This is a genomic window from Streptomyces kurssanovii (assembly GCF_040677245.1).
In the GTDB taxonomy this organism is placed as follows: Bacteria; Actinomycetota; Actinomycetes; order Streptomycetales; family Streptomycetaceae; genus Streptomyces; species Streptomyces kurssanovii.
In genome coordinates, this window is sequence record NZ_JBFAQK010000004.1 from 200,957 (window position 1) to 218,889 (window position 17,933).

Annotated in this window: 16 protein-coding genes and 2 tRNA genes; 13 read left to right on the plus strand and 5 right to left on the minus strand. The window is 68.6% G+C overall.

Going from position 1 to position 17,933, the window contains the following annotated elements; translation table 11 throughout:
- The first annotated feature begins 61 nt into the window (after positions 1 to 61).
- Complete coding sequence (locus AB0K36_RS05815) at positions 62 to 1,207, plus strand: PP2C family protein-serine/threonine phosphatase (RefSeq protein ID WP_364588807.1); 1,146 nt, start codon at positions 62 to 64, stop codon at positions 1,205 to 1,207.
- Between the two features lie 78 nt (positions 1,208 to 1,285).
- On the plus strand, positions 1,286 to 1,759 hold the full coding sequence (locus AB0K36_RS05820) for an HD domain-containing protein (RefSeq protein ID WP_364588809.1): 474 nt from the start codon (positions 1,286 to 1,288) through the stop codon (positions 1,757 to 1,759).
- A 38-nt stretch (positions 1,760 to 1,797) separates the two neighbouring features.
- Here the strand turns inward: AB0K36_RS05820 and AB0K36_RS05825 are convergent, their stop codons facing one another.
- A complete protein-coding gene (locus AB0K36_RS05825; protein ID WP_364588812.1) occupies positions 1,798 to 2,964 on the minus strand; it encodes an acyltransferase family protein in 1,167 nt (388 codons plus the stop codon).
- A gap of 424 nt (positions 2,965 to 3,388) precedes the next feature.
- Between AB0K36_RS05825 and AB0K36_RS05830 the strand changes: the two genes are divergently transcribed.
- Positions 3,389 to 3,583, plus strand: a complete 195-nt coding sequence (locus AB0K36_RS05830) for a hypothetical protein (protein WP_005317603.1) — start codon at positions 3,389 to 3,391, stop codon at positions 3,581 to 3,583.
- Positions 3,584 to 3,740: 157 nt separating this feature from the next.
- Here AB0K36_RS05830 and AB0K36_RS05835 read toward each other — a convergent pair whose 3' ends face one another.
- Both AB0K36_RS05835 and AB0K36_RS05840 read right to left on the minus strand, forming a co-directional pair.
- Positions 3,741 to 4,163 (minus strand): hypothetical protein, encoded by a 423-nt coding sequence (locus tag AB0K36_RS05835; protein WP_364588815.1) that lies wholly within the window; start codon positions 4,161 to 4,163, stop codon positions 3,741 to 3,743.
- Between the two features lie 146 nt (positions 4,164 to 4,309).
- Positions 4,310 to 4,380: transfer RNA gene (locus AB0K36_RS05840), tRNA-Gly, on the minus strand.
- 143 nt (positions 4,381 to 4,523) lie between these two features.
- On the opposite strand from AB0K36_RS05840, the gene AB0K36_RS05845 reads away from it, so the two are divergent.
- The 5 genes from AB0K36_RS05845 to clpX all read left to right on the plus strand — a co-directional run bounded on the left by AB0K36_RS05845 (position 4,524) and on the right by clpX (position 9,272).
- Positions 4,524 to 4,600 (plus strand) — tRNA-Pro (locus AB0K36_RS05845).
- 150 nt (positions 4,601 to 4,750) lie between these two features.
- Positions 4,751 to 6,148, plus strand: a complete 1,398-nt coding sequence (tig, locus tag AB0K36_RS05850) for a trigger factor (protein ID WP_364588818.1) — start codon at positions 4,751 to 4,753, stop codon at positions 6,146 to 6,148.
- Positions 6,149 to 6,476: 328 nt separating this feature from the next.
- Positions 6,477 to 7,082 carry an ATP-dependent Clp protease proteolytic subunit gene (locus AB0K36_RS05855; RefSeq protein WP_159695205.1) on the plus strand — a complete coding sequence of 202 codons (606 nt, stop codon included), beginning with the start codon at positions 6,477 to 6,479 and terminating at the stop codon, positions 7,080 to 7,082.
- A 42-nt stretch (positions 7,083 to 7,124) separates the two neighbouring features.
- Positions 7,125 to 7,835, plus strand: a complete 711-nt coding sequence (locus AB0K36_RS05860; protein WP_037774645.1) for an ATP-dependent Clp protease proteolytic subunit — start codon at positions 7,125 to 7,127, stop codon at positions 7,833 to 7,835.
- A gap of 147 nt (positions 7,836 to 7,982) precedes the next feature.
- Positions 7,983 to 9,272, plus strand: a complete 1,290-nt coding sequence (gene clpX, locus AB0K36_RS05865; protein ID WP_005317626.1) for an ATP-dependent Clp protease ATP-binding subunit ClpX — start codon at positions 7,983 to 7,985, stop codon at positions 9,270 to 9,272.
- 72 nt (positions 9,273 to 9,344) lie between these two features.
- On the opposite strand, the gene AB0K36_RS05870 is transcribed toward clpX, so the two are convergent.
- Together AB0K36_RS05870 and AB0K36_RS05875 are read right to left on the minus strand one after the other, a co-directional pair.
- The gene (locus AB0K36_RS05870) at positions 9,345 to 10,286 is read right to left on the minus strand and encodes a hypothetical protein (protein ID WP_364588822.1); all 942 of its coding nucleotides are present in this window, start codon (positions 10,284 to 10,286) and stop codon (positions 9,345 to 9,347) included.
- A 144-nt stretch (positions 10,287 to 10,430) separates the two neighbouring features.
- On the minus strand, positions 10,431 to 11,369 hold the full coding sequence (locus AB0K36_RS05875; protein ID WP_364588825.1) for a hypothetical protein: 939 nt from the start codon (positions 11,367 to 11,369) through the stop codon (positions 10,431 to 10,433).
- 137 nt (positions 11,370 to 11,506) lie between these two features.
- Between AB0K36_RS05875 and AB0K36_RS05880 the strand changes: the two genes are divergently transcribed.
- From AB0K36_RS05880 to AB0K36_RS05900, 5 genes are all read left to right on the plus strand, one after another.
- A complete protein-coding gene (locus tag AB0K36_RS05880) occupies positions 11,507 to 14,128 on the plus strand; it encodes a valine--tRNA ligase (RefSeq protein ID WP_364588828.1) in 2,622 nt (873 codons plus the stop codon).
- Between the two features lie 88 nt (positions 14,129 to 14,216).
- Positions 14,217 to 15,725, plus strand: coding sequence for a bifunctional tetrahydrofolate synthase/dihydrofolate synthase (folC, locus tag AB0K36_RS05885; protein ID WP_364588831.1), 1,509 nt, complete (start codon positions 14,217 to 14,219; stop codon positions 15,723 to 15,725).
- A 6-nt stretch (positions 15,726 to 15,731) separates the two neighbouring features.
- The gene (locus AB0K36_RS05890; protein WP_189467881.1) at positions 15,732 to 16,082 is read left to right on the plus strand and encodes a DUF4233 domain-containing protein; all 351 of its coding nucleotides are present in this window, start codon (positions 15,732 to 15,734) and stop codon (positions 16,080 to 16,082) included.
- A gap of 110 nt (positions 16,083 to 16,192) precedes the next feature.
- A complete protein-coding gene (gene ndk / locus AB0K36_RS05895) occupies positions 16,193 to 16,603 on the plus strand; it encodes a nucleoside-diphosphate kinase (RefSeq protein ID WP_005317637.1) in 411 nt (136 codons plus the stop codon).
- A gap of 284 nt (positions 16,604 to 16,887) precedes the next feature.
- Positions 16,888 to 17,907: a rod shape-determining protein gene (locus AB0K36_RS05900; protein ID WP_364588898.1), complete on the plus strand. Its 1,020-nt coding sequence runs from the start codon at positions 16,888 to 16,890 to the stop codon at positions 17,905 to 17,907.
- The last annotated feature ends 26 nt before the right edge of the window (positions 17,908 to 17,933 follow it).

Below are 17,933 nucleotides of genomic sequence, written 5' to 3' on the forward strand. Positions count from 1 at the left end.
AACGCAATGTCGTGGGGGTCCCCCTGCACGCCGGGGCGGCGGGTGGATAGGGTCCACGGCAATGGCCCGCGGCTCTGCAGCAGACTCGTCCACGGCCCGGTTGCGGAAAGCGGTGCACCGGGCGCGTATCGCGCTGCGCAAGTCCGGGGTCGACTACTTCCGCGGCGACGGATCCGACCGGCTCGCCCTGGCCGGACTGCTGCTGACCGTCCCCGCGATCACCTGGGGCACGATCGCCGCGCCCGTGTGGTGTTCACCGGTGGCGCTGGTCCTGCCGATCGTGGCGGGCGGTCTGCTGCTGCGGCCGGCCAGTCTGCTCGGCCTCTACGCGGGCGCGGCCGCGGCGCTCATCGTGGAGTCCATAGCGCTCGGTCCGTACACGGACGGCCCGGCCAGGGTCACCCCAGGCACCGTCCTGGTCGTCGCGGCGTGCGGCATGTTCGGCCTGCTGATCGCCCAGTTCCGGGCCAGGGTCGGCGTGCCGTGGCGGCGCGGCGGCACCATGCTCTTCGACCTGCGCGAACGCATCCGGGTGCAGAGCGCCCTGCCGCGGCTTCCGAAAGGCTGGCACCAGGAGATGGCGCTGCGCCCGGCCGGCGGCCAGTCGTTCTCCGGCGACTTCGTGGTCGCCGCCCGCACCAACGGCGGCCGCACCCTGGAGGTCGTCCTCACGGACGTGTCCGGCAAGGGGATGGACGCGGCGTCGCGGGCGCTGCTGCTGTCCGGTGCGTTCGGCGGCCTGCTGGGCTCGCTGCCGCCGCACGGCTTCCTTCCCGCGGCCAACGGCTATCTCCTGCGGCAGGACTGGGACGAGGGCTTCGCCACCTCCATCCACCTCGTGCTCGACCTCGACTCCGGCGACTACGAGCTGCTGTCCGCGGGACATCTGCCCGCGCTCCAGCTCCACGCGGGCAGCGGCCGCTGGGAGGAGATGGCCGCGGAAGGCCCGCTCCTCGGTGTGTACGACGCGGCCCAGTTCGACCCGGTCAAGGGCTCACTGCGCCCCGGCGACGTGCTGATGCTGTTCACCGACGGTCTCGTGGAGGCCTCGGGCAGGGACATCAGCGAGGGCATCGACCGGCTGACCGGCGAGGCGGACCGCTATGTGGCCGCCGGCTTCGAGGGTGCGGCCTGGCATCTGATCGAGGCCGTCGCCAAGGACGTCAACGACGACAGGGCGCTGCTGCTGCTGTGCCGCCAGGCGTGAGGACGACCGGGCCGCTCCTACGGCGTGAGCGTGCGCCGGGCCCCTCATGACGGCGTCCCTGACGCGTACAGTCGTGCCATGTCCGAGCAGATGCTGACCCTGGCCGAGGTCGAGGCAACCGCCCGTGAGGCCCATGCCGCCCAACGGGACAAGGCGGGACGGCCCTACGTGGAACACATCGCGGCCGTCGCCGGGGGCGTACGCGCCCGGGGCGGGAGCGAGGACCAGATCGCCGCCGGCTGGCTCCATGACACGGTCGAGGACGGCGTGTTGAGCCGCGAATGGCTCGAACAGGCAGCGCTGCCGCGGCCCGTCAAGGACATGGTTCTCGCCCTCACCAAGGGCGGGGGCGAGGACCTGGAGACGTACACCCGGCGCATCCTGGCGACTCCCGGCGCCCTGCTGGTCAAGCAGGCCGACCTGGCCCACAACGCCGACCCCGCACGCCTGGCCCTGCTGGACGAGGCGACGCGGAACAGGCTGACGGAGAAGTACGCCAGGACCCGCGAACTGCTCGGCCTCACGGCCGAAAAGGAGCAGGCGGCCGGCTGAGAGCCGGCCGCCTGCCCCCGGCGGGTCGTTCGCGGCCGCTACCGGCGCGGCCCCGCCTCCGCCGCGTCCTGGCGGAACGCCCACTTCATCTCGGGCTCCGTGACGCACTTCAGCGCCCGGCGCACCGGCGGAGAGCACAGCAGGGTCACCATGCCCGTCGCGCAGATCGTCACCACGACCAGACCGACCGGGCTGCCGAGCCACTTCTGGCTCTCGAACAGCCCCCAGTAGTCACCGGCCTTGACGACGAAGCCGTGCAGCAGGTAGCCGCTGATGGTCCCGGTGCCCAGCACCGTGAACCACGCCCGGCGACCGGGCACCAGCGCGAGGAACGCCGCGCTCAGCAGCACCGCGCACCCGAAGAAGGCGACGATCACCACGAGCCCCGACCACCACGGCCACCCCAGGTCCTGCACGCTGCTGGAGCGGTAGAACCAGCCGAGGTTCATCCGGGGCGCCACCCAGTACGCGAAGACGAGCGTCGCGGCGAAGAACGGAACGGCCAGCAGCCGCACCTGGCGCCGGCGCAGCATCTGGAAGTGCTCGGGCTTCAGGCACAGGCCCAGCACGAAGAACGGCAGGAACTGCAGCACGCGCGCGAGATTGAGGTCCGCCCCGATGTTCGGGGTGAGAGTGGCCAGCGCGCCGATGACCAGCGCGATCGGCAGCGGCCACCGCACGATCCGCCACAGCGGGGTGGTGAGCCGCCAGATGAACAGCGCGGCCAGGAACCACGTCAGGTAGTACGGGTCCAGCAGGCTGATGGGATGGGACGGATCGTCGTTCCCGTACCGGGCGAAGAGGGAGTAGGCCACCTCGAAGACGACGTACGGCAGTGCGATGCCGGTGAGCAGTCGTCTGAGCTGATGCGGCTTGCCCTGGTAACTCCGGGAGAAGTAACCGGAGACGAGGATGAAGGCCGGCATGTGGAAGGTGTAGATCACCATGTACAGGGCACGCGCAGCCCTGCTGCCCTCCATCACCGGCTCCCAGGCGTGGGCCACGGCCACCAGCACGATGGCCAGATACTTCGCGTTGTCGAAGTAGGCGTCCCGTCCGGTGGCCTTGGGAGCCGTCCGCAGAGCGGACTTCAGGCCACTCGTGGCAGGGGCGAGAGCGGTCGCCGCCCGGGTCGTCGTGGTGGTCTCGGGCTCCTTGACCTCGGGTGCCGGAGCCCTCTCGTATCCATGCGCAGCGTGGAACATTCAAGGCACCCTAGCCGCGCCTATTCGATTTCGTAAAACACGCAGGGCACCTGCCCTATTCGAATCTGACACGGGCACCAACGGACCCGTATGCCCTAGTTAATCCCTCTTAAACGGTGCATATCGCCCGGGTTGGCCGGTGGAGTGAATTACCTCACGAAGAGGCTTCGAATTTCTCGTGACCAAAGTGTGGGGACAGTGAAACGATCACGTTGAATTCCTTCTCGCATTTCACTCGCCCGGCCGCGTCCACGCGGCCGCCTCCCGGGCGCCGTCCGGGGCGGGTTGGCGTGATCTTGTCCAGGACGGTTCGTCATCGGGCAACAGGGGCAGGGGGGTTGGTGGCACGATGGTGCGGGCGGGAGTGTGCTGGGCCGTGCGCTCCCGGGCCGGCAAGGCGGACCGACCGAGGGTGTGATCAGTTGTGGCCATTTCACTGTCAGTGGTGCTTCTGTTGGCGATCGTCCTCGTGGTGCTGATCCGCGGCGGCTCCATCAAGGCCGGGCCCGCGATCGTGGCGGTCCTCTTCGGCTTCTTCCTCGCCTCGACGGGCATGGCCCCGTCGATCAACAGATTCATGAACTCGATAGCCGAGACGATCAATCAGATCAGCTTCTGACGGCCCCCGCCGGCCGCCTGCTCGCACGCTCGGCTCTGCCCGGTCGACTTCGGAGATCACCTTCCGGGAGGCCGGGCCTCGCGCTGCTCCCTTCGCGGAACGACCTCGGGCCCGGCCCGGTGAGTGATCACCGTGCGGTGAGCCGGTGCCGCTCCACCTAGTCTGCCGTGGTGCCCCAGTAACCGATCTCCGCAGGCTGACCATCACGGTAGATCACGGTGCAGTTACCGCAGGCGCGCCGAGGGAAGGGAAGCCGGTCGGACTCCATGGCCTCGAGCCACTCGGCCCGGGTGGGCCGGCCGCCGGCGCACCACACCCGGATCTCCTCGTCGGTCAACGGCCGCATGAACGGGCCCCACTCGGTATGCGCGGGATCGACCAGGTGGACCTGGTCCAGCACGGTGGCAGTCCCACCCGTGAGGATGTACTCCATCCAGTCCTTGTCCTCCCACAGCTGCTCCATGGTCCGGCCACCGAAACCGTGGTCGTCCTTGGACAACTCCGCCGCCTGGGCCTGCCGGAACGCTGCCGCCAGATCATGCTGATACGGGCCCGTCTGCCACCACTGGTCGCCGCCCATTCCGATCCCCCGTCCTTGCCGCTTGATCAACGGGGAGCGTAAAGGCTCGCGCTGACAGGCAAGACCGGGCGCGGTCAGGTGATGATCCGAAACGCATCAGGGCCAGGCCGGAGGACGAACCTCCGACCTGGCCCTGAGCCATCAAGAGCGGGCGACGGGAATCGAACCCGCGTAGCTAGTTTGGAAGACTAGGGCTCTACCATTGAGCTACGCCCGCAAGCTCGCACCGCAGGTCACGAGGCCCGCGGCACGAGAAGCATCGTAGCGGGTCCGGGGCCCTCGCCGCACACCCCGTTTCAGGACGCCACGTAAAGGGGGCGGCCCACGCTGCCGGGGCATGTACCCTACGGTTCGCACCGACGGGGTGTGGCGCAGCTTGGTAGCGCGTCCGCTTTGGGAGCGGAAGGTCGTCGGTTCGAATCCGGCCACCCCGACCACCAGCAAGATCGCGTTGTGAGGCGCATCCCGCTTGCCGTTACTATGCAGGCTGTGTGCCCGTGTGTCTGATGTGCCGGGCCCCATCCGCTGAATCGCCGAGTCCGGCGCCAGCAGTACCCCAAGATGTCAGCCACCAAGGAGACCGAACCGTGAAGAGCGCCGTGGAGACCCTGAACCCGACCCGGGTTCGGCTCACTGTCGAGGTGCCCTTCGAGGAGCTCAAGGACAGCCTCGACGCGGCGTACAAGAAGATCAACCAGCAGGTCACGGTCAAGGGCTTCCGTAAGGGCAAGATCCCGGCCCGAGTGATCGACCAGCGGTTCGGCCGTGGTGCGGTGCTGGAGGAGGCCGTCAACGACGCGCTTCCCAAGCTCTACACCGAGGCGGTCAACGAGGCCGAGCTGAACCCGCTCGGCCAGCCCGAGGTGGACATCACCGAGCTGAAGGACGGCGAGACGCTGGCCTTCACCGCCGAGGTCGACATCCGCCCCGAGATCCAGATCCCGGACTACTCCGGCATCGAGGTCACGGTCGACGCCGTCGAGGTCACCGACGAGGACGTCGAGAAGTCCGTGGAGCAGCTGCGCGAGCGCTTCGCCTCCACGAACCCGGTCGAGCGCGCCGCCGCCGAGGGCGACGTCGTCACGATCGACCTCGAGGCCAAGGTCGACGGCGAGGTCCTGCCCGACGGTGTCGCCGAGGGTGTCTCGTACACCATCGGTTCCGGCGAGCTGCTCGACGGCATCGACGAGGCCGTCACCGGCCTGGAGGCCGGCGGCGAGGCCACCTTCACCTCCCAGCTGAAGGGCGGCTCCGCCGAGGGCAAGGACGCGGAGGTCACCGTCAAGGTCACCGCCGTCGCCGCCCGTGAGCTCCCCGAGCTCGACGACGACTTCGCTCAGATGGCGAGCGAGTTCGACACCCTCGACGAGCTGAAGGCCGACAGCCGCAAGCGCCTCGAGAACATGAAGCAGTACGACCAGGCCACCCAGGCCCAGGAGCGCGTCCTCGACGAGCTGCTGAAGCTGGCGGAGGTCCCGATCCCCGAGAAGCTCCTCGAGGACGAGGTCAAGACCCGCAAGCACAACCTTGAGCACCACCAGCTCGGCCAGATGGGCCTCGACCTCGCCAAGTACCTGGAGATCCAGGGCAAGACCGAGGAAGAGTTCGACGCCGAGACCAAGGAGCAGGCGGTCAAGGGCATCAAGACCCAGTTCATCCTGGACGAGCTCGTCAACAAGGAGAAGCTGAACGTCAACCAGGAGGAGCTCACCGAGCACCTCATGCGGCGTGCGCAGTCCTCCGGCATGAGCCCCGACCAGTTCGCCCAGGCCGTCGTCGAGGGTGGCCAGGTGCCGATGCTCGTCGGCGAGGTCGCCCGCGGCAAGGCGCTGGCCGTCGTCGTCGAGGCCGCCAAGGTCGTCGACACCAACGGTGAGGTCGTCGACCTCGAGGACGAAGAGGACGAGGCCGAGGTGACCGAGGCCGCCGCCGAGACGGCCGAGGCCGCCGTCGAGGGTGAGACCGAGGAGAAGAACGAGGCCTGAGCCTCGCGCTGACCCTGCTACGGGCTCCGGACGCGACCACGCGCCCGGAGCCCGTACGCGTACCACCGGGCTTCCACGGGTCCGTCCACGGCCTTTCCCGGGCCTGTTCGCGGCCTTCCCCGGGGCCCGCCCACGGGCTTCGCCGGTGCCCCGCGAGGAGTGTCGACCTTGCGCTCCGAGCGAACAGTTCGGGAAGCGGGATGGCTCTGTCCGACCTGCGCGTTAGGGTCCATGAATACGAGGGCAGGGGAGTCCCCGCCCCCGGTTACGAAGACGCTGAGACGGTCGAAGCCGTCAGAGACGAGCAGGTGGACACGTGACGAATCTGATGCCTTATGCCGCCGGCGAGCCCTCCATCGGTGGTGGCCTCGGCGACCAGGTCTACAGCCGGCTGCTCGGCGAGCGGATCATCTTCCTCGGCCAGCAGGTCGACGACGACATCGCCAACAAGATCACCGCGCAGATGCTGCTCCTTGCCGCCGATCCGGACAAGGACATCTACCTCTACATCAACAGCCCCGGCGGTTCGGTGACGGCCGGCATGGCGGTCTACGACACCATGCAGTACATCCCGAACGACGTGGTGACGATCGGCATGGGTATGGCCGCGTCGATGGGCCAGTTCCTGCTCACCGGCGGAGCCGCCGGCAAGCGGTTCGCGCTGCCCAACACCGACATCCTCATGCACCAGGGTTCTGCCGGCCTCGGCGGCACCGCCTCGGACATCAAGATCCAGGCCGAGTACCTGCTCCGTACGAAGAAGCGGATGGCGGAGATCACCGCCCAGCACTCCGGTCAGACCGTCGAGACGATCATCCGCGACGGTGACCGCGACCGCTGGTTCACCGCCGAAGAGGCCAAGGACTACGGCCTCATCGACGAGATCATCTCCGCCGCCTCGGGCGTCCCGGGCGGCGGCGGCACCGGCGCCTGAGCGCCTGCCGCACCGAGCCCCCGCCCGCCGAACGCCACCAGGATGGTGAACACCCACATGAGTAACTTCCCCGGCATCCCCGGTCTGTCCGGACACTCCGGCGCCTCCGCGAGCGGCCTCTACACGGGCCCCGCGGTGGACAACCGCTATGTCGTCCCCCGCTTCGTCGAGCGCACCTCGCAGGGCGTGCGCGAGTACGACCCGTACGCGAAGCTCTTCGAGGAGCGCGTGATCTTCCTCGGCGTGCAGATCGACGACGCGTCCGCCAACGACGTCATGGCGCAGCTGCTGTGCCTGGAGTCGATGGACCCGGACCGGGACATCTCGATCTACATCAACAGCCCCGGTGGGTCCTTCACCGCGCTGACCGCGATCTACGACACGATGCAGTTCGTGAAGCCGGACATCCAGACGGTGTGCATGGGCCAGGCGGCGTCCGCCGCGGCCGTGCTGCTCGCCGCCGGTACTCCCGGCAAGCGGATGGCCCTGCCGCACGCCCGTGTGCTGATCCACCAGCCGTCCTCGCAGACCGGCCGCGAGCAGCTCTCCGACCTGGAGATCGCGGCCAACGAGATCCTCCGTATGCGTGAGCAGCTGGAGGAGATGCTGGCCAAGCACTCCACCACGCCGATCGAGAAGATCCGCGACGACATCGAGCGCGACAAGATCCTCACGGCCGACGGCGCCCTCGCCTACGGCCTGGTGGACCAGATCGTCTCGACCCGTAAGAGCACGGCCGCAGCGGCCGCCTGACCGATCCGGCGCCCTTGGCGCGGTACACGACAATGTGTGAACCGCGCCAAGGGGGGCCCGTACGGGGGGCTCGGCAAGGTACCGTCGAATATGAGGCACCAGGAGCCGGCTGAACCAAGCCGCTCCCAGGCGAAGGGGAAGCACCTCGTGGCACGCATCGGTGATGGCGGCGACCTGCTCAAGTGCTCGTTCTGCGGAAAGAGCCAGAAGCAGGTGAAGAAGCTCATCGCAGGCCCCGGTGTGTACATCTGCGACGAGTGCATCGACCTCTGCAACGAGATCATCGAGGAGGAACTCGCAGAGACCTCCGAGGTGCGGTGGGAGGAACTTCCCAAACCGCGCGAGATCTATGAGTTCCTCGAGGGCTACGTCGTCGGGCAGGAGCCCGCGAAGAAGGCCCTCTCGGTCGCGGTGTACAACCACTACAAGCGCGTCCAGGCCGGCGAGAACGGCGGAGCGCAGGGCCGGGACGACGCGATCGAGCTCGCCAAGTCCAACATCCTGCTGCTGGGCCCCACGGGCTCCGGCAAGACACTGCTCGCCCAGACGCTCGCGCGCATGCTCAACGTCCCGTTCGCCATCGCCGACGCCACCGCGCTGACGGAGGCGGGCTATGTCGGCGAGGACGTGGAGAACATCCTCCTCAAGCTGATCCAGGCGGCCGACTACGACGTCAAGAAGGCCGAGACCGGGATCATCTACATCGACGAGATCGACAAGGTCGCCCGTAAGAGCGAAAACCCGTCGATCACGCGGGACGTCTCCGGCGAGGGCGTCCAGCAGGCCCTGCTCAAGATCCTGGAAGGCACCACGGCCTCCGTGCCGCCGCAGGGCGGCCGCAAGCACCCGCACCAGGAGTTCATCCAGATCGACACGACGAACGTGCTCTTCATCGTGGGCGGAGCGTTCGCCGGCCTCGAGAAGATCATCGAGTCACGCGCGGGAGCGAAGGGCATCGGCTTCGGCGCGACGATCCGCTCCAAGCGCGAGATCGAGGCGAGCGACCAGTTCCAGGAGGTCATGCCGGAGGACCTGGTCAAGTTCGGCATGATCCCCGAGTTCATCGGCCGTCTGCCCGTCATCACCTCGGTCCACAACCTGGACCGCGAGGCGCTGCTGAAGATCCTCGTCGAGCCGCGCAACGCGCTGGTCAAGCAGTACCAGCGACTCTTCGAACTCGACGGCGTCGAGCTGGACTTCGACCTTCCCGCCCTCGAGGCCATCGCCGACCAGGCGATCCTCCGCGGCACCGGCGCGCGCGGCCTGCGCGCCATCATGGAGGAGGTCCTCCAGTCGGTGATGTACGAGGTCCCGTCCCGCAAGGACGTGGCCCGCGTCGTCATCACGCGTGACGTCGTCCGCAACAACGTCAACCCGACGCTGGTCCCGCGCATCGTCAAGGACGACGGCAACGGCCGTCACGAGAAGAGCGCGTAGCGCTTTCGTTCCTGAACGCCGAAGGGGCGCCCGGTCTTTGACCGGGCGCCCCTTTCGCATCCGCGGGGGCCGCTACTTGGCGACGCGCACCTCGTTGCGCACGTCGGAAGCGAGCTTCGCCGCCTCGTCGAGCGTGGTGCCCTTCTCGCCCTGGACCGGCTCGACGACGCCGAGGGTGCTGTAGTCGGACCACAGGCACATGTAGGTCTTCTGGGTCATGCCCGTCTTCTGGTTCTTGCTCTCGGCCTCCTGGCACTTCATCAAAGCGCCGTCCAGGCCGTCGGGGTTCACCTCCTGCGGGTCCCCGATCATCTTGGTCTCCGTGTCCTTCGTGTTCTTGCTGAACTCGGCGAAGGCCGCGTCGAGGACCTTCGCCGGGTCCTCGATCTTTCCGTAGAAGCCGATGAAGACCAGGTTCTGCGCCTTGGAGACCTTCTCGAGCGCCGCGGGGTCGCTCGGGTCGAGCTTCGTCAGATCGATCGTCGAATAGGTCGAACCGATGGACATGGCATCGGTCACCCCGCTGGCGGCGAGCATCTTCGAGGAGTCCTCGTCGGCCGGCTTCGGCTCCGGGTCCTTCTTGTCGGCGCGCATGTACTTGCCACCGATGAGGCTCTTCGGCGCCGTGAGCTTGTGCGGGCCGTCGTCCTCGAGGCCGCCACCGCCGCCGCCGAAGACGAAGTACCCGCCCACACCCAGCGCGGCCACCAGCACCACGGCGCCGATGACGAGTCCGGTCTTCTTGCCGCCACCGCCCTGGGCCGGCGGCGGGGGCGGATAGCCGCCGGGCTGCTGCGCGCCGTACTGGGGCTGCTGGCCGTACGGAACGGGCTGGCCGGGCTGCTGCGGATATCCGTAAGGCTGCTGCGGCGGCACGCCCTGCGGGGCCTGCTGCGGGTACCCGTAACCGGGCTGCGGGGCCTGCGGCTGCTGGCCGTAGGGCCCCGGCTGGCCGTACGGGCCGGGCTGCTGCGGCTGCTGTCCGCCGTACGGACCTGGCTGGTTGTAACTCATTCCAGTTCTCCTTGGACGACAGCCGGTGCGGGGTTGAGCGACCTTGATCGTCTGTTGTCGTTTACCGGGTCTCAGCGGCCCCGCTCAGGCAGGCCGCAGGGCGCCGCGGTGTACACCGGGCGCCCTCGCGCGGGGGCCTTCGCGTCAGAGCTTGACGCGAACTTCCTTGCGCAGCTTGGCGGTGGTGACGGCCGCTTCCTCGGGCGGGGTTCCCTTGCCGGCCAGCAGACTGGCGAGGTCCATGGGCATCACGAGACCGAGCGTGCTGTGGTCGCCCCACACGCACACCGACATGGTGACCTCCTTGGGCCCCATGGCGGAGGCATCGGATCCGTCAGGCTTGGTCTTGATCTGCTGACACTTCACCACAGCGCCCTCGGCCTCGGCGGGCGTGTACGCCTTCGGCTCGCCGACCATCTCGGCCTCCGAGTCCTTCTCCTTCTGGGACTCCGCCTTGATGGTCGCGAACACCGAGTCGACGACCGCCTCGGGGTCCTCGATGTCGCCGTACACGCCGCCGAACTGGATCAACTTCCCGGCCAGCGGGTTGGTCTCGTCCTTCACCTCGTACTGGGCCTCGACCTCCTTGGCGTTCTTGACGCCGCTCTGCTCGGCGCCCTTCAGGAAGTCGTCCCCGTCACCGCTGCTGGACGTCGACTTCTTGTACTCGCCGAGCACGGTCGCCGGCGTCGTCAGCTTGTGCGGGCCGTCGTCGGCGACGTCGCTGCCGCCGCCGCCCGAGGTGAAGAACCACACGCCCCCGGCGACGACCGCGACCGCGACGACGGCGGCGGTGACGATCAGGCCGGTCTTCTTCTTCGGCGCGGGCGCCGGAGGCGGGTAACCGGGGCCCGCGCCGTACTGGGGCTGCGGAGGCTGGCCGTACGGCGCGGTGGGCTGGCCGGGCTGCTGCGGGTAGCCGTACGGCTGCTGCTGCGGCGGCACGCCCTGCGGAGCCTGCTGGGGGTACCCGTAACCGGGCTGCGGGGCCTGCGGCTGCTGGCCGTAGGGCCCCGGCTGGCCGTACGGGCCGGGCTGCTGCGGCTGCTGCCCGCCGTACGGGCCCGGCTGGTTGTAGCTCATTACGGGTTTCCCCCTCGTGATGTTTATGTGTCCCGAACATCCTGGCCCAAGCCCCGGCAGGATGGGGCGCCGGGGGGCACACCGTTACCGAAGTATCGAGTTTCGGAACGGCTCCATGACACCTCTAAACTGGGCCCGTGACCGAGAAGACTCAGCAGCAGACAGCGCCCACTCCCGAACTGCCGACCCAGTACGCGCCGGCCGAGGTCGAGGGGGCGTTGTACGAGCGCTGGGTAGAACGCGGGTACTTCGAGGCGGACGCGAAGAGCGACAAGCCGCCGTTCACGGTCGTCATCCCGCCGCCCAACGTCACCGGAAGCCTCCACCTGGGCCACGCCTTCGAGCACACGCTGATCGACGCGCTCACCCGCCGCAAGCGGATGCAGGGTTACGAGACGCTGTGGCAGCCCGGCATGGACCACGCCGGCATCGCCACGCAGAACGTCGTCGAGCGTGAGCTCGCCAAGGAGGGCAAGTCCCGCCACGACCTGGGCCGTGAGGCGTTCATCGAGCGGGTCTGGCAGTGGAAGGGCGAGTCCGGCGGGCAGATCTCCGGCCAGATGCGCCGCCTCGGCGACGGTGTCGCCTGGTCCCGCGAGCGGTTCACGATGGACGAGGGCCTGTCCCAGGCCGTCCAGACCATCTTCAAGAAGCTCTACGACGACGAACTGATCTACCGCGCCGAGCGCATCATCAACTGGTGCCCGCGCTGTCTGACCGCCATCTCCGACATCGAGGTCGAGTACCAGGACGACGACGGCGAACTCGTCTCCATGAAGTACGGCGAGGGTGACGACACCATCGTCGTCGCGACGACGCGCGCCGAGACGATGCTCGGTGACACCGCCGTCGCCGTCCACCCCGACGACGAGCGCTACGCGCACCTCATCGGCAAGCAGATCAAGCTGCCGCTGACGGACCGTACGATCCCGGTCGTCGCGGACACGCACGTCGACCCCGAGTTCGGCACCGGCGCCGTCAAGGTGACGCCCGCCCATGACCCGAACGACTTCGAGATCGGGCAGCGGCACAACCTGCCCTCCCTCGCGGTCATGGACGAGCGCGCCGTCATCACCGCTCACGGCCCGTTCGAGGGTCTCGACCGCCTCGAGGCACGGTCGGCGATCGTCGGCGCCCTGCGCGCCGAGGGCCGGATCGTCGCCGAGAAGCGCCCGTACGTCCATTCCGTCGGCCACTGCTCGCGCTGCAAGACCACCATCGAGCCGCGCCTGTCCATGCAGTGGTGGGTCAAGGTCGGCCCGCTGGCCAAGGCGGCCGGTGACGCCGTCCGCGACGGCCGGGTCAAGATCCACCCCCAGGAGATGGAGAAGCGCTACTTCGACTGGGTCGACAACCTGCACGACTGGTGCATCTCGCGCCAGTTGTGGTGGGGCCACCGCATCCCCGTCTGGTACGGCCCGAACGGCGAGATCGTCTGCGTCGGCCCCGACGAGGAACCGCCGAGCGGCGACGGCTGGACCCAGGAGACCGACGTCCTCGACACCTGGTTCTCCTCGGGTCTGTGGCCCTTCTCGACGATGGGATGGCCGGAGCAGACCGAGAGCCTCGCGAAGTTCTATCCGAACTCCGTCCTGGTCACGGGCTACGACATCCTCTTCTTCTGGGTCGCCCGGATGATGATGTTCGGTCTCTACGCGATGGACGGCACCCCGCCGTTCCACACCATCGCCCTGCACGGCATGGTCCGGGACCAGTTCGGCAAGAAGATGTCCAAGTCCTTCGGCAACGCGGTCAACCCGCTGGACTGGATGGACAAGTACGGCTCCGACGCGCTGCGCTTCACGCTCGCCCGCGGCGCCAACCCGGGTGTCGACGTCCCGATCGGCGAGGACTGGGTCCAGGGTTCCCGGAACTTCGCCAACAAGATCTGGAACGCCACCCGCTTCGCGCTGATGAACGGCGCCACCGTCGACGGCCCGCTGCCGGCGCCCGAGGAGATGTCCTCCACGGACCGGTGGATCCTGTCGCGGCTGAACAAGACCGTCGCCGAGGTGGACGCGTACTACGAGGACTACCAGTTCGCGAAGCTGTCGGAGACGCTCTTCCACTTCGCCTGGGACGAGGTCTTCGACTGGTACGTCGAGCTGTCCAAGACGACGTTCTTCGCGGGCGGCGAGCCGGCCAGGGTCTCGGCCCGCGTCCTGGGCGAGGTCCTCGACGTCATGCTGCGGCTGCTCCACCCGGTGGTCCCGTTCGTCACCGAGACGCTGTGGACCGCGCTGACCGGCAAGGAGTCGCTCGTCATCGCCGACTGGCCGGCGGACAGCGCCTTCCGTGACGAGGCCGCCGAGCGGGAGATCGAGCTCGTCCAGCGGGTCGTCACCGAGGTCCGCCGGTTCCGCAGCGACCAGGGTCTGCAGCCCGGCCAGAAGGTCCCCGCCAGGCTCACCCTCGACGGCACGGCGCTCGCCCCGCACGAGGCCGCCATCCGTCAGCTGCTGCGCCTCCAGCCGGAGGGCGAGGGCTTCCACGCCACCGCGTCGCTGCCCGTCGCCGGTGCCACCGTCGCGCTCGACCTGTCGGGCACGATCGACGTCGAGGCGGAGCGCAAGCGTCTGACGAAGGACCTGGGCGCGGCGGAGAAGGAGGTCGCCCAGGCGACCGCCAAGCTCGGCAACGAGGCGTTCCTCGCCAAGGCACCGGACAACGTGGTCGACAAGATCCGTACCCGGCTCGCCAAGGCCGAGGAGGACATCGCGCGGATCAACACCCAGCTCGCCAACCTGCCGGCGAGCTGAGCGGCGGTAACGCGACAGCGGCCGAGGCCCCGGGGACGCCCCCGGGGCCTCGGCCGTATCCGTCCGCGCCCGTCCGTAGACTGGACCCGTGAGTGAGCAGCCCGACGCCTTCGACGAGTCCGACGCCTTCGACGAGATCGTCGACGCAGAGACCGACCGCGACCCCGACCTGGCGGTGATCGAGGCCGGCAGCCGCACCCTGCGTGCACAGGCCGGATCGCCGCAGGCCGACCAGGTGCCGTCCCGCCCGGCGGATCCGGAGGTGGACAGGGCGCTGCGCGAGGTCGAGGCGGATCTCGCGACGCGCTGGGGCGAGACCAAGCTGGAGCCGTCCGTCGCCCGTATCGAGGCCCTGATGGACGTGCTGGGCGAGCCGCAGCGGGCCTACCCCTCCGTCCACATCACGGGGACGAACGGCAAGACGTCCACGGCCCGGATGATCGAGGCCCTGTTCTCCGCCTTCGACCTGCGCACCGGCCGGTACACCTCGCCGCACGTGCAGTCGATCACCGAGCGGATCAGCCTGGACGGCGCTCCCATCGACGCCGAGCGCTTCATCGAGACGTACAACGACATCAAGCCCTACGTCGAGATGGTCGACGCGCGCCAGGAGTACCGGCTGTCGTTCTTCGAGGTGCTCACGGGCATGGCGTACGCGGCCTTCGCCGACGCCCCCGTCGACGTGGCCGTCGTCGAGGTCGGCATGGGCGGCAGCTGGGACGCCACCAACGTGATCGACGGCTCGGTCGCCGTGGTCACCCCCATCGACCTGGACCACACGGACCGGCTCGGCACCACTCCCGCCGAGATCGCCGCCGAGAAGGCCGGGATCATCAAGCAGGGCGCGACGGTGATCCTGGCGCAGCAGCCGGTGGACGCCGCGCAGGTGATGCTGAAGCGGGCCGTCGAGGCCGACGCGACCGTCGCCCGCGAGGGCATGGAGTTCGGTGTCGCCTCCCGCGAGGTAGCGGTCGGCGGGCAGCTGCTGACCCTGCGCGGCCTGGGCGGCGAGTACGAGCAGATCTTCCTCCCGCTCTACGGCGCGCACCAGGCCCACAACGCGGCGGTGGCGCTCGCGGCGGTCGAGGCGTTCTTCGGCGTCGGCGCGGGTGACGCGCGCACGCTGGACGCCGACACGATCCGCAAGGCGTTCGCCACCGTGGCCTCGCCCGGCCGGCTGGAGGTCGTGCGCCGCAGCCCCACCGTGGTGCTGGACGCCGCGCACAACCCGGCGGGCGCGCGGGCGGCGGCGGCCGCCGTCACCGAGTCGTTCGGCTTCTCCCGGCTGATCGGTGTCGTGGGCGCGAGTGACGACAAGGACGTCAGGGGCTTCCTGGAGGCCTTCGAGCCGATCTTCCACGAGATCGTCGTGACGCAGAACTCCAGTCACCGTGCGATGAACGCGGACGCGCTGGCCGCTGTCGCCGTGGAGGTCTTCGGCGACGACCGGGTGGTCGTGGAGCCGCGCCTCGACGACGCGCTGGAGGCGGCGATCACGCTCGCCGAGGAGGAGTCGGAGTTCGCCGGCGCCGGTGTGCTGGTGACCGGTTCCGTGATCACGGTCGGCGAGGCCCGGCTGCTGCTGGGGAAGGGCTGACATCCCGTGCGTACGCTCTGTGCATCGACCCTGATCGGCGAGTTCTTCGTGATCGGTTTCGCCGGTCTCGTGGCCATGAAGTCGGACGACGTCTCGGTGGCGGCGGTCTGGACGGTCTGCGGCGTGGCGATGCTGCTGTCGCTGCTGCTGTGCGGCATGATCACCCGCCCCGGCGGCACCCAGCTGGGCTGGGCGCTGCAGATCGCGCTGATCGCCGGCGGCTTCGTCGTCCCGGCGATGTTCTTCCTCGGTGTCCTCTTCGGCGGCCTGTGGTGGGCCTCGATCCACTACGGCCGCAAGATCGACGAGGCGAAGGCCCGGTGGGCCGCGCAGTCGGCGGAGCCTGACGCCGGGTAGCCGCGGTGCGCCCTTGACGCCGGGGATGCGGGGCGGGTGCCGCCCCCGGCGTCACACCCGGTAATCTCGGCCCGACCGCACACATCCTGGCCTGCAAGGAGCCGCACACCATGACTCAGCGCACCCTCGTCCTTCTCAAGCCGGACGCCGTCCGTCGCGGACTCGTGGGCGAGGTCATCGGCCGCATCGAACGCAAGGCCGACTGGAAGATCACCGCGCTGGAGCTGCGCACGCTCGACCGGGCCACCCTGGAGCAGCACTACGCCGAGCACGTCGGCCGGCCGTTCTACGAGCCGCTGGTGGAGTTCATGCTGTCCGGTCCGGTGGTCGTCATGGCCGTCGAGGGTGAGCGTGTGATCGACGGCGTACGCCAACTGGCGGGTCCGACCGACCCGATCGCGGCCGCTCCCGGGTCCATTCGGGGTGACTTCGGCACCATCGTCCGGGAGAATCTGATCCACGCGTCGGACTCCGAGGAGTCCGCCGTTCGGGAACTGAAGCTGTTCTTCCAGGAAGGCTGAGGCCTGCCCTTTTCCAGGCCTTTTCTGACAGGACGTCAGCCATACAGCGCTCTTGTCCTGGGGCGACCGATGGAATTTCGGTCGCCCTTCGGCATACGCAAGGGCATTGCGGGAACGCATCGCTCCGACGCATCGTCACCATAAACAAGAGGTGGACCACCGCGCGGTGTCCGTGCAGGCGGCACTACGATGTAAGCCTCCACGCCACAGCACCCACCTCGCCATCCTGAAAAGCCATCAACGCTCGATTTGGGAAGGCCAGACGCATCCTCATGGGGAACAACATGTCGTTCATCGGCCGTGACATGGCTGTCGACCTCGGGACCGCCAACACGCTGGTGTACGTCAGAGGCCGGGGGATCGTTCTCAACGAGCCGTCCGTCGTCGCCATCAACACCAACACGGGCGGCATTCTCGCGGTCGGCGCCGAGGCGAAGAAGATGATCGGCCGGACACCGGGCAACATCGTTGCCGTCCGGCCGCTGAAGGACGGCGTCATCGCCGACTTCGAGATCACCGAGCGGATGCTCCGCTACTTCATCCTCAAGATCCATAAGCGCCGTTATCTCGCCCGGCCCCGCGTCGTCGTCTGTGTGCCTTCCGGTATCACGGGTGTCGAGCGCCGCGCGGTCATCGAGGCGTCGACCCAGGCGGGCGCCCGACAGGTGCACATCATCGAGGAGCCCATGGCCGCGGCCATCGGCTCCGGCCTCCCGGTCCACGAGGCCACCGGCAACATGGTGGTCGACATCGGCGGCGGCACCACGGAGGTCGCCGTGATCTCGCTCGGAGGAATCGTCACGGCACAGTCCATCCGTGTCGCCGGCGACGAGCTGGACAACGCGATCATCCAGCACATCAAGAAGGAGTACTCCCTCCTCCTCGGTGAGCGGACCGCGGAGAACATCAAGATCACCATCGGTTCCGCGTACGAGATGGAGACGGAGGAGCACACCGAGATCCGTGGCCGCGACCTGGTCTCCGGTCTGCCCAAGACCGTCGTCATCTCCGCCGCCGAGGTCCGCAAGGCCATCGAGGAACCGGTCAACGCGATCGTCGACGCCGTGAAGACGACGCTCGACAAGTGCCCGCCCGAGCTGTCCGGCGACGTCATGGACCGCGGCATCGTCCTCACCGGCGGCGGCGCCCTCCTGCGCGGCCTCGACGAGCGGCTCCGCCGGGAGACGGGCATGCCGATCCACATCGCGGAGAACCCGCTGGACTCGGTGGCGCTCGGATCCGGCAAGTGCGTCGAGGAGTTCGAGGCGCTCCAGCAGGTGCTGGACGCCCAGCCGCGTCGTTAGACGGTCGGACAATACGCCGTACGGGG

Excerpts from the sequence above, each read along its gene's own strand:
- AB0K36_RS05835 (WP_364588815.1), bottom strand. The coding sequence starts at position 4,163 with ATGGGCGGCGACCAGTGGTGGCAGACGGGCCCGTATCAGCATGATCTG.
- AB0K36_RS05860 (WP_037774645.1), top strand. The coding sequence starts at position 7,125 with ATGGTGAACACCCACATGAGTAACTTCCCCGGCATCCCCGGTCTGTCC.
- AB0K36_RS05875 (WP_364588825.1), bottom strand. The coding sequence starts at position 11,369 with ATGAGCTACAACCAGCCGGGCCCGTACGGCGGGCAGCAGCCGCAGCAG.
- AB0K36_RS05820 (WP_364588809.1), top strand. The coding sequence starts at position 1,286 with ATGTCCGAGCAGATGCTGACCCTGGCCGAGGTCGAGGCAACCGCCCGT.
- AB0K36_RS05855 (WP_159695205.1), top strand. The coding sequence starts at position 6,477 with ATGCCTTATGCCGCCGGCGAGCCCTCCATCGGTGGTGGCCTCGGCGAC.
- AB0K36_RS05900 (WP_364588898.1), top strand. The coding sequence starts at position 16,888 with ATGTCGTTCATCGGCCGTGACATGGCTGTCGACCTCGGGACCGCCAAC.
- AB0K36_RS05815 (WP_364588807.1), top strand. The coding sequence starts at position 62 with ATGGCCCGCGGCTCTGCAGCAGACTCGTCCACGGCCCGGTTGCGGAAA.
- ndk (WP_005317637.1), top strand. The coding sequence starts at position 16,193 with ATGACTCAGCGCACCCTCGTCCTTCTCAAGCCGGACGCCGTCCGTCGC.
- AB0K36_RS05870 (WP_364588822.1), bottom strand. The coding sequence starts at position 10,286 with ATGAGTTACAACCAGCCAGGTCCGTACGGCGGACAGCAGCCGCAGCAG.
- AB0K36_RS05825 (WP_364588812.1), bottom strand. The coding sequence starts at position 2,964 with ATGTTCCACGCTGCGCATGGATACGAGAGGGCTCCGGCACCCGAGGTC.